Genomic DNA, 9345 nt, shown 5'->3' with positions numbered 1-9345 from the left:
GTGGCAATTAGAATATATAAAGGTCGGATTAGCGCAGTTGGCTAGAGCGTCCCGACACGGGTCTGGAAGGTCATCGGTTCGAATCCGTTATCCTCCACCAGATAAAAAAGTCTTTCACTGAAAGATCCCGACAGTTGTCGGAAATGTTATAGTGGCAAACAGACTATATAAAGGTCGGATTAGCCCAGTTGGCTAGAGCGTCCCGACACGGGTCGGGGAGGTCATCGGTTCGAATCCGTTATCTTCCACCAGATAAAAAAGTCTTAGACTGAAAGGTCGCGACAGTTGTCGGAAATGTTATAGTGGCAAACAGACTATATAACGGTCGGATTAGCCCAGTTGGCTAGAGCGTCCCGACACGGGTCGGGAAGGTCATTGGTTCGAATCTGTTATACTCCACTTTTTATAATTTTTTAGGAAAAAAGACATGTACACCGTCTACATCCTTTATTCGCCTAAAATCGACCGATTCTACATCGGATCCGCAGAGGATATGTCTAACCGACTCTCTCACCACAACTGCGGTGCAACACCCTTTACAAAAAGAGGGGCTCCCGAATGGAAAATCGTATATCTGGAACCCGCTGATTCAAAATCGGAAGCCAGAAAACGGGAACTTCAGATAAAAAGAATGAAATCCCGGAAATACTTGCTAAAACTCATTGATCAAAGTCAAATCCAGTAATAAATCCATCGGCCCTGGCGAATAAAACGGGATGAGTGATCCGTCTCTTTTTTTGACATTTGCCCCTATTCCCCCAACTTAAAATTCGCTAAACGCTTGACCAACTCTACCCGTTGGTACCAATCGTTAAACACAAACTCCAAATCCTCAAATACCTGCATACCAAAATCAAACGCACTAAAGTGCTGCATTACTTCCCAAAAAGCTGCCGGAGCCACTACCTCCTGCTGAAAGCGGACCACGGTACAATGCGCAGTCACTAGTTTATAGCGCTTGTCCAAAGACCGTTCCAAATTACTGCCCCCAAAAGCCACCCGCAGGTTGTTTCGTAGTTTTTCCAACTCGTTGTTTTGGGGATATCCCCGAATCATCAAACAGGAAGGCGACATAAACACGCCTGTAAATTGGATTGGAATGCTCCCCACTCCCGCGATGGCATCTTGGATGAGACTCCGATATGCATCCAAGTCTAATCCATCACAGGAAAACCCAGAATAGCAGGAAACAATCGGCATGACTGTCACATGAAAGTCTGACCGACTGTAGTAATAATGACCTGGTAATACGTCCTGAATAGCCGAGGTAAACCCGCCGAAAGAATTCGCTAGTGCCTCATCCGGCCTAAATAGGAGCGTCAAGCCCCTCCTGTCATCGTGAGGATCATTGATCTGTGTATCGAAATCGAAACCCGCAAGCTCGACCGCCCTCCTTGCCTCAAGGTTTAGCATATCATAATGCGCGCGCAGGTCCATTGTTTCAATTTCTGGCAGCAAATTTTCGAAAAACCAAAAAAAGCAGCTCTGTAAGTTCCTCTGACTGCAGTTCCCAGCCTAGCTGTGGCATATACGTACTGTTCAAGAGCTCAATAGCCTCGAAAAAACTGTCTGCTGCATCCAAGTCTGAAAGCGCTTTGTTCAAAGTCTCTGGATTCCCCAGAAACAGTTTACGGGTGAACATAAACCGTTGATTGATGCCAATATCTTCTGCCAAACTACGTACAGTCCCTTTAATCAGTCCGTACGACTCCCGCTCAAACCGGGCCCAGGCAAGTGCCGGGTCTATCTGCCCAGAACCAGCGGCACCAATGGCGGGCAGCTCCTCTTCATAGGATGGCTCGGGACTATCTTGGCTTTCAGAGCCAACTTTCAGTGCGGGCAATGGTTTGTAAGTATCCGTTACCTCGGCTGCGGGTAATTCCCCTAGCCCCAGTAATGCATCGATGTCCAATTCCAACACTTCCTGCAAAGGCTTAAGCAGGTCTACCGGATCCGCTAGGTCCGATGTATGATTGGCCAGAATCTCGTCGAATGCCATGGACAAGCTTTCGGGCAGACTGAATCGCTCGGTAGCCTCGACCAGTTCCATCCAAGGGACCGCGTGCCATTTGATGTACTTTTTGTTTTCCTTAAAATAGGTTTGCAATTTCCTACCCGCGCTGTATGCAAGTTCAATCTCCAAAAACGCCTTGGGATCCACTGCCAGAACAATCGTATCTTCTACAGCCTGGCGCAGCAAGGGCATAAAGTTAGACCGAGACACCCGGATAGCCTGGGAAAGGGTATTCATAAATGACTCCAGTGCTTCCTGCACCGCCTCGTCACCATAATCGAAAAAGGGATTCTTTTTCATCTTCTCCAGTTCCGACTGCCAAGCCACAAAAAGTGACTTAATTACCATCAGGTTAAGCTGTTTGCAAGGTGTAAGGGCAACGATCTCGGAGCCACCAATAAACTCCTTGGTGGCAAAAAACCCGGAACAAATCCGCTCGGTAAATTGCTGTGAATATTCTTTTAAGTAACTTTGGTCTAGTGATTGTGCCATGCTAATTCTACTTCAATATTTTTATCAGACATACTCATGCCTAAACAGCATCATTTGAATAACGACAAGCGTGCATATTTGAGGTAAAGTTATTGAATTTAATGACACAAAAACCAGCAAAAAATGATTAAGGGATAATACCATACCCATGTTTATAGAACCCTCTCCCGGAAAATCCAACCAACCAGAACGCAAAGGACAGATAGAGATCATTTGTGGTTCGATGTTTTCGGGCAAGACAGAGGAACTTATCCGAAGGCTAAACAGAGCACTCATCGCACGGCAACGGGTAGAGATTTTCAAACCCGTGATCGATCAGCGCTATCATGCAGTGGATGTGGTTTCCCACAATGCCAACGCCATTCGGTCCACCCCGGTCCATTTTGCAGATGACATCATGCTCCTTGCTGGAAACTGCGATGTAGTGGGCATCGACGAAGTGCAGTTTTTTGATGCGCAGATTGTCCCCGTAGCTGTAAAATTGGCTCGGGCGGGAAAACGTGTCATCCTGGCAGGACTGGATATGGACTTTGAGGGTAATCCTTTTGACCCCATGCCTCAACTGATGGCGGTGGCGGAATTTGTGACGAAGGTCCACGCCATCTGTATGAAGTGCGGCGAATTGGCTGCGTTCAGCTACCGGCTGACCACAGACAAGGAAAAGGTAGTTCTCGGTGAAAAGCAAAGTTATGAGGCAAGGTGTAGGAAATGTTTTTTTGAGGGTAAAAGATAGGCTACTCATTGCCTTCCTGATGGTCTCTTTGACTGCAATGCCAGCATGGGGCCAAGAAAACATTGCGGTGGGTACCTGGAGAACTCACGGAAATTATAGCCAAATCAGCCAACTTGTCGGAGCGGATGGTACCGTCTTTGCCCTTGGAGAAAGTAGCCTGTTCTTTGTCTCTAAGGCTACGCCAAACCCGAGCCCGCTTGGGAAAGCTGAAGGCTTGTATGCGCAATCCTTTCGCCGCATGGCCTACGATCCCCAATCTAAAACGTTGGTATTGGCCTATGCGGACGGCACATTGGAACTGATCAACGAAACACGTATTCAACGGATCAATGACCTAAAAAACAACCCGTTAATCCTCCAAAAACAGATTAACCGCCTCTTCCTAAAAGGGGATACAGCTTGGATTGCCGGTGATTTTGGGGTGGCCTCCATTTCTATTCAAGAGGGCTTTATTCGACAGGCCTTCTTTAACTTGGGCCCCTCAGGCTCGTCACTGCCGATCTTGGATATCGTCGTATTGGATCAGGAAATCTATATTCTTACAGAAAACGGCCTATACTACGGAAGCCTAGATGCGAACCTAAATGATTTCAGCCTTTGGCAACGCGTACCACTCCCAGGTTTACCAAGTATGGAGGAATTGCACGTGAGCGGCGGCATATGCTATCTAGTGGGCGCAGACCGGCAGCTGTATGAACTTAGCAACCAAGTAGCAGAATGGGTAGTGGGCACCTCTGAAATTACGGGGACCAAGCCTACTCCAGAAGGTCTCATTTTTCACATGGGTGGCCTGTTTTACAGACTCCACATAGATGGCAGTTTACAGCCTACCGGATTTGGCACGGAAGATCCATTCACCGATTACTTGCTCTTTGACGATGCGCTATACCTGGCCATTCCCGGGGAAGGCCTGGTAAAAATGCCCGAAACCAGCCGCTTAACCCCTTCCGGAATCCGGGGAAATCGGCCAACATTCTATTCAGCGGGAGGCCAAACCGTCGCCTTTGAGCGGTCGACTAATTTCCTAGACGTATTTGCTACAGGAAGCTGGCATCCCGTTGAGACTACGGAAACCCTGACAAGCCTGGCACATATAGTGGGAACTTGGTACGTTGGAACCCAACAAGGGCTTTACCAATGGACTGGGGAGACCCTGCGACCAGTCACCGATCCATTACTACCTCCGAATCAGCCCATCGAAGCATTGGCTTCGGATCGGAGGGGAAATCTCTATGCATTCGTACAGGGCCCCCAATCCAACCTAACCGTACTTGATCCAGATGGGCAGGCAATTGCGCTGCAAATTTCGGGCCTACAAGCACCTAAAAAAATCCTTGTAGACGGAAACGACAATCTTTGGATACTGGAGGATAGCAGACCGGGTAGAAATCTCCGAGTAGTACATCTACAAAATGGTCTGGACCGAACACTTGGAAATACACAGGACCAAGGAGGGCTTCCCTCCAATACGGTACAGGACATCTTTTTGGACAATGCAGATAATCTATGGGTGGCCACTACACAGGGACTTGGGTACTTTTTCAATGCCAGTTTGGTCACTCAAAACACCGCATTAAACGCCGTTCTCCCCATTTTCCAGAACCGGCAGGTTTTGGCCAATACGTCGGTCACCCAGGTCCTGACTGCTCCAGACCGAAGCATTTGGGCGGGTACTTCAAACCAGGGAATCTGGCAGTTTTCGCAAAATTTCACCGAGCTGCTGCAGCATTTCACTCCTGAAAACAGTCTCTTGCCGGACCTAGGAATTCGTTCGATGGCGCTAAACGAAGCTTCCGGTGAACTCTTTGTCGGGACAGACCGCGGTGCTGTTTCCTATAGATCAGGAGCCATTTTGGCATCCGAACGGCTGGAAAATTTAAAAATCTATCCAAATCCGGTGCGTGCGAACTTTGGCGGCGTGTTAAGCATCGAGGGCTTGACGGACTTTGCCACATTAAAAATCTCTCATAGTTCAGGAAGAGTAGTCGCTTCCATGCAGGTAGCCGGAGGCAAGGTAACGTGGAATCTACGCCGCAGCGACGGCACGCGGATAAGTCCCGGTATCTACCTTGTCTATGTACTTGATGAAGCTGGCAATGAGCGTTTGGCCGGTAAATTTCTTGTGATGTAATGCTAAAAAAAACCAAGGGAATCGTTATCGGATATTTGAAGTACCGAGACTCCTCCATTATTGTGCAGGTATTCACCCGCGAACTGGGGCTAAAATCCTATGTAGTCAATAGTGTCAGAAGCGCAAAGGCAAAATCGAAAATGGCCTTGTATCAGCCCTTGACCTTGCTAGACTTGGTGGTGTATGACAAGGAGAACCGCAATATCCACCGGATCTCAGAGGCACGCCTGGATCACACCTTTACCCGTCTGCCATTTGAGTTTCACCGTTCGGGAATCGCGCTGTTCATAGTCGAAACCTTGAACCGATCTATCGCAGAGCACTATCAAAACGAAGCCTTATTTGACTTTCTATATGAACTAATCTGTCACCTAGACAGAGAACAGGCCAATCTAGGGATTTTTCCACTAGCCTTTTTGGTACAACTGACAAGCTATTTGGGATTCGAACCGGAAGACGCCGAGCAGTTTTACGAACAACTTCCCATTAACCGGGCCGGAAGCAACCACCAGGCCAAAAGCGAATTACTAACCATGCTGATCAACCAGGGTTTACATGGGGAGAAATCCTTTCCCAGCTCCTTAAAACGGGAGTTGATGGACGACCTGCTGGTATTCTACCAGATCCACCTAGAGAACTTTGGTGAAGTCAAATCCTTGCCTGTGCTGCGAAGTCTTATGTAATATGGCTACTTTACCGATATACGCCGGGACACCGAAGAAAATGCATTTAAGAGTTCTTTTCCGTCTTTTCTCAACAAATGTAAGCGGATCACGTGATCACCTTTAGGGAGGTTTTTCAGTTCCAGCGTTTCCTGCTTTTGCGTTTGATATTCAAACCCGTCTAGGGTAACCCTCACTTCCAATCCATCAGCTACCATATCTCCCCACACGACCAAAAAATCTACGATCAGGCTTTCTCCCTGTACTATGGATGCTCCGTCGCGCGGCAGATTGACCACTAAATAGGGTTCATCCGCAGCAGGAAACGACCGGGAGTCTCCCACCATGAAGTCTCTATCCACGTAGTTACCAAAATCCTTTAGCATCAAGCCCTTTTCATCGGTCAGATAGGCCACTGCCCGGTAGGTTCCCTGGCTAAGGCTCTTCGAAAACACCGCATGGGGAATCTCCTCCGGATTAGAGCCATTGATCGCAAGCATGATGGGACGTTGGGATCCGAAGGGGTGGTTTTTGATGTTAAATTCAAACCCGACTTTTCCTTCGTTGAATTTCTCGTTGCCCAAGGGGCGGTACATCTCCAGCATGGCGTCCGGAAAAGAGGCCGTGGGCATGGGATCGGCCACAATCGGTACCAATTGTACTGTTTCAGGCTCGGCAATTCCTTCTTCAGTACGTTGCTCTTCGGATACCCGACCAGAGCAGGCGGCCATTCCATACGATAGTACCAATAGGCACAGAAAAAGTTTTCGGTTCATTGTATTCATCGGTATATTGGCGTAAAGGTATTTAAAATTAGGGTAAAAAAATTTACCTTGCAGGACAAAAAGTAAAACCCCATGAGTGAAATTTTATACCAAGAAGTACCCTCTTTGGATCTAGCTGACTTCACCTCTGGTGACCGTGCGAAGAAAACCGAATTTGTGAAACGCTTGGGAGACGCCTACCAAAACATTGGCTTCGTAGCCATCAAAAACCATGGCTTGAGTGACGAGTTACAGGATAAACTCTATCAAGTGATCCAGCGGTTCTTCGCATTGGAAGATGGTAAAAAATCAGCCTATGAGCACCCCGAAATTGGCTACCAACGAGGCTATACCGGCAAAGGAAAAGAACACGCCAAAGGTCGAAACACAGGAGACCTGAAGGAATTTTATCATGTGGGACAGGATCTACATGCGATTCCGGATGAGGACCCCGTGAAACAGGAATACCCTTCCAACGTGTGGCCATCGGAAATCCCTGAATTTGAGCAGATAGCCATCGACGTGTTTAAAGCCATCGAAGAAGCCGGTAAAAACATGCTTCGGGCCATTGCACTACATCTTGCATTGCCAGAGGATTACTTTGAGGAAAAAGTGCGCTTCGGGAATTCCATTTTGAGATGTATCCATTATTTTCCTATCACCAATCCGGAAGAGGTGCCGGAAGATGCGGTGAGGGCTGCGGAACACGGTGACATCAACTTGATCACGCTGTTGATGGGAGCTAGTGCGGACGGACTGGAAGTACTGAGGAGAGACGGCAAATGGATCCCCATCACGGCACTTCCTGAACAACTGGTAGTAAACGTGGGTGACATGCTGGAGCGGCTAACCAACAAGAAACTCAAGTCTACCATCCACCGGGTCGTAAACCCTCCAAGGGATAAGATGAATACAAGCCGATACTCCATTCCTTTTTTTATGCATCCAAGGTCAGAAATGGACCTTACCTGCCTGGAGGGCTGTGTGGATTCGGAAAACCCAAAAGCCTTTACAGACATGACTGCTGGTCAGTTCCTGGAGGAAAGGCTCCGCGAACTTGGGTTGAAAAAATAATCGACGATGCATACCTGGTCCGACGAACGATAGCGATATGGAAATCAAAAGAGTCCGATATTATATCTTCCTAAAGGATGTATTGGTACTCTCCCTAACGGCGTTTGGCGGTCCTCAGGTATTCCTAGCCATGGTGATAGACACCATGGTACACCGAAGAAGGTACATCACCGAAAAGGACCTGCTGGAATTAAACGCACTTTGCCAAGTTCTCCCTGGACCTACCTCCACGCAGACCATTTCGGCTATCGGTTACCGTATCGGTGGACCGGCATTGGCCTACCTTTCTCTGACCGTATGGGTGCTCCCTGCAACCATACTAATGACCGGCACGGCTTTTTTGATCGAACACCTGCAGGAAAATACACCCGGCTCGTTAAATTTCGCCAAATTTATCCAGCCAATGGCCATTGGGTACATCATTTATGCCGCCCAAGTGACCATCCGGAAAATGATCCACACGGTGGAGGCAGCCATCCTGATGATGATTGCTGCTTTCGTGGCCTTCTTTTACAATTCACCCTTTATATTTCCAGTCATGTTGTTCATTGGGGGACTGATCACCACCCACAATTACAAACGGCAACCGGTAATCGAAGAAGACTCTAAAATTCAAATCGAGTGGAGCAATTTTCTGCTTTGGGGAGGGGTTTTGGTAGTCGCTGCGGTTCTGGGGCATTATACGAGGTTCTTGCCGGTCCGTCTATTCGAAAACTTCTACCGTAACGGAAGCCTGATCTTTGGAGGTGGGCAGGTATTGGTGCCGTATCTCTTTACCGAATTTGTAGAGTTCAAGCAATACCTCAGCTCCGAGGAGTTCCTGACTGGCTATGCCATCTCCCAAAGCATCCCGGGCCCCACCTTTAGCATCAGTTCCTATATTGGCGCACTTTCCATGAGGGAGTGGGGGCTGATGGGATTTGCGATGGGTGGCCTGATCGCTGCTGCCGGTATCTTTCTGCCTGGAACGTTCCTAATCTTCTTTGTGATCCGGTTTTGGGATGCCCTCAAAAAATACCGCCCTGTCCGTGCGGCGTTGGAAGGTATCAACGCCGTCAGCTGCGGCATGCTGATGGCCGCTGCCTACCTACTGTTCGAACCCTTGGAAAACAACTTTTTCAACATTGCCGCCATTATCGGCACCTATGCGCTCCTGCAATTCAGCAAAGTACCCTCGCCACTCATCATTGTTATCGGTGTTGTCGCAGGCATCGTGTACAACTGGGCCATTCAGTGAATGTTTTCCTCAGGTATCTAACCGCTGAAGATAAACCCCCAACAGGTAGCTCCCAATGACCACAATGCCTGATATCCATGAAACCCCCGGTACGATTAACCAACCAAACAAGTAGGACAGATACACCAATGCAGCGATCAGCCCCACCAACGCCACGATTACACGTATTTGCTTAATTTGCATCATCCTTGCTACTAGTGAAGTCCGCAAATATAACCCCATCCGATTAAATCAAGCA

At 48.2% G+C, this 9345-nt stretch carries 10 protein-coding genes; 6 read left to right on the top strand and 4 right to left on the bottom strand.

Features of this window, described 5'->3' with window-relative positions; all coding sequences use genetic code 11:
• The first annotated feature begins 427 nt into the window (after positions 1-427).
• Positions 428-685 (top strand): GIY-YIG nuclease family protein, encoded by a 258-nt coding sequence (locus JJU34_RS02040; RefSeq protein ID WP_228690651.1) that lies wholly within the window; start codon positions 428-430, stop codon positions 683-685.
• A gap of 65 nt (positions 686-750) precedes the next feature.
• Here JJU34_RS02040 and JJU34_RS02035 read toward each other — a convergent pair whose 3' ends face one another.
• Entirely contained in the window at positions 751-1437 is a 687-nt protein-coding gene (locus JJU34_RS02035; protein ID WP_228690650.1) for a hypothetical protein, read from the bottom strand.
• Positions 1438-1441: 4 nt separating this feature from the next.
• On the bottom strand, positions 1442-2506 hold the full coding sequence (locus JJU34_RS02030; RefSeq protein WP_228690649.1) for a hypothetical protein: 1065 nt from the start codon (positions 2504-2506) through the stop codon (positions 1442-1444).
• Positions 2507-2654: 148 nt separating this feature from the next.
• Here JJU34_RS02030 and JJU34_RS02025 point away from each other — a divergent pair, with 148 nt between their 5' ends.
• The 3 genes from JJU34_RS02025 to recO are packed head-to-tail and all read left to right on the top strand — an operon-like array spanning position 2655 to position 6053.
• Positions 2655-3239 (top strand): thymidine kinase, encoded by a 585-nt coding sequence (locus JJU34_RS02025; protein WP_228690648.1) that lies wholly within the window; start codon positions 2655-2657, stop codon positions 3237-3239.
• A complete protein-coding gene (locus tag JJU34_RS02020) occupies positions 3196-5370 on the top strand; it encodes a two-component regulator propeller domain-containing protein (protein ID WP_228690647.1) in 2175 nt (724 codons plus the stop codon). The genes JJU34_RS02025 and JJU34_RS02020 overlap by 44 nt, the downstream gene beginning before the upstream one ends.
• Complete coding sequence (gene recO / locus JJU34_RS02015; protein WP_228690646.1) at positions 5370-6053, top strand: DNA repair protein RecO; 684 nt, start codon at positions 5370-5372, stop codon at positions 6051-6053. The genes JJU34_RS02020 and recO overlap by 1 nt, the downstream gene beginning before the upstream one ends.
• 5 nt (positions 6054-6058) lie before the next feature.
• Here the strand turns inward: recO and JJU34_RS02010 are convergent, their stop codons facing one another.
• Positions 6059-6808, bottom strand: coding sequence for a hypothetical protein (locus tag JJU34_RS02010; protein ID WP_228690645.1), 750 nt, complete (start codon positions 6806-6808; stop codon positions 6059-6061).
• 81 nt (positions 6809-6889) lie between these two features.
• Between JJU34_RS02010 and JJU34_RS02005 the strand changes: the two genes are divergently transcribed.
• Positions 6890-7870 carry a 2-oxoglutarate and iron-dependent oxygenase domain-containing protein gene (locus JJU34_RS02005; RefSeq protein WP_228690644.1) on the top strand — a complete coding sequence of 327 codons (981 nt, stop codon included), beginning with the start codon at positions 6890-6892 and terminating at the stop codon, positions 7868-7870.
• 37 nt (positions 7871-7907) lie between these two features.
• A complete protein-coding gene (gene chrA / locus JJU34_RS02000) occupies positions 7908-9107 on the top strand; it encodes a chromate efflux transporter (protein WP_228690643.1) in 1200 nt (399 codons plus the stop codon).
• 9 nt (positions 9108-9116) lie between these two features.
• On the opposite strand, the gene JJU34_RS01995 is transcribed toward chrA, so the two are convergent.
• Entirely contained in the window at positions 9117-9293 is a 177-nt protein-coding gene (locus JJU34_RS01995; RefSeq protein WP_228690642.1) for a hypothetical protein, read from the bottom strand.
• Positions 9294-9345 lie beyond the last annotated feature (52 nt).

The organism is Lunatimonas sp. (assembly GCF_020832325.1).
In the GTDB taxonomy this organism is placed as follows: domain Bacteria; phylum Bacteroidota; class Bacteroidia; order Cytophagales; family Cyclobacteriaceae; genus Lunatimonas.
This window is presented reverse-complemented; position numbering and strand designations above follow the sequence as displayed.

Excerpts from the sequence above, each read along its gene's own strand:
- JJU34_RS02040 (WP_228690651.1), top strand. The coding sequence starts at position 428 with ATGTACACCGTCTACATCCTTTATTCGCCTAAAATCGACCGATTCTAC.
- JJU34_RS02035 (WP_228690650.1), bottom strand. The coding sequence starts at position 1,437 with ATGGACCTGCGCGCGCATTATGATATGCTAAACCTTGAGGCAAGGAGG.
- JJU34_RS02030 (WP_228690649.1), bottom strand. The coding sequence starts at position 2,506 with ATGGCACAATCACTAGACCAAAGTTACTTAAAAGAATATTCACAGCAA.
- JJU34_RS02025 (WP_228690648.1), top strand. The coding sequence starts at position 2,655 with ATGTTTATAGAACCCTCTCCCGGAAAATCCAACCAACCAGAACGCAAA.
- JJU34_RS02020 (WP_228690647.1), top strand. The coding sequence starts at position 3,196 with ATGAGGCAAGGTGTAGGAAATGTTTTTTTGAGGGTAAAAGATAGGCTA.
- recO (WP_228690646.1), top strand. The coding sequence starts at position 5,370 with ATGCTAAAAAAAACCAAGGGAATCGTTATCGGATATTTGAAGTACCGA.
- JJU34_RS02010 (WP_228690645.1), bottom strand. The coding sequence starts at position 6,808 with ATGAACCGAAAACTTTTTCTGTGCCTATTGGTACTATCGTATGGAATG.
- JJU34_RS02005 (WP_228690644.1), top strand. The coding sequence starts at position 6,890 with ATGAGTGAAATTTTATACCAAGAAGTACCCTCTTTGGATCTAGCTGAC.
- chrA (WP_228690643.1), top strand. The coding sequence starts at position 7,908 with ATGGAAATCAAAAGAGTCCGATATTATATCTTCCTAAAGGATGTATTG.
- JJU34_RS01995 (WP_228690642.1), bottom strand. The coding sequence starts at position 9,293 with ATGATGCAAATTAAGCAAATACGTGTAATCGTGGCGTTGGTGGGGCTG.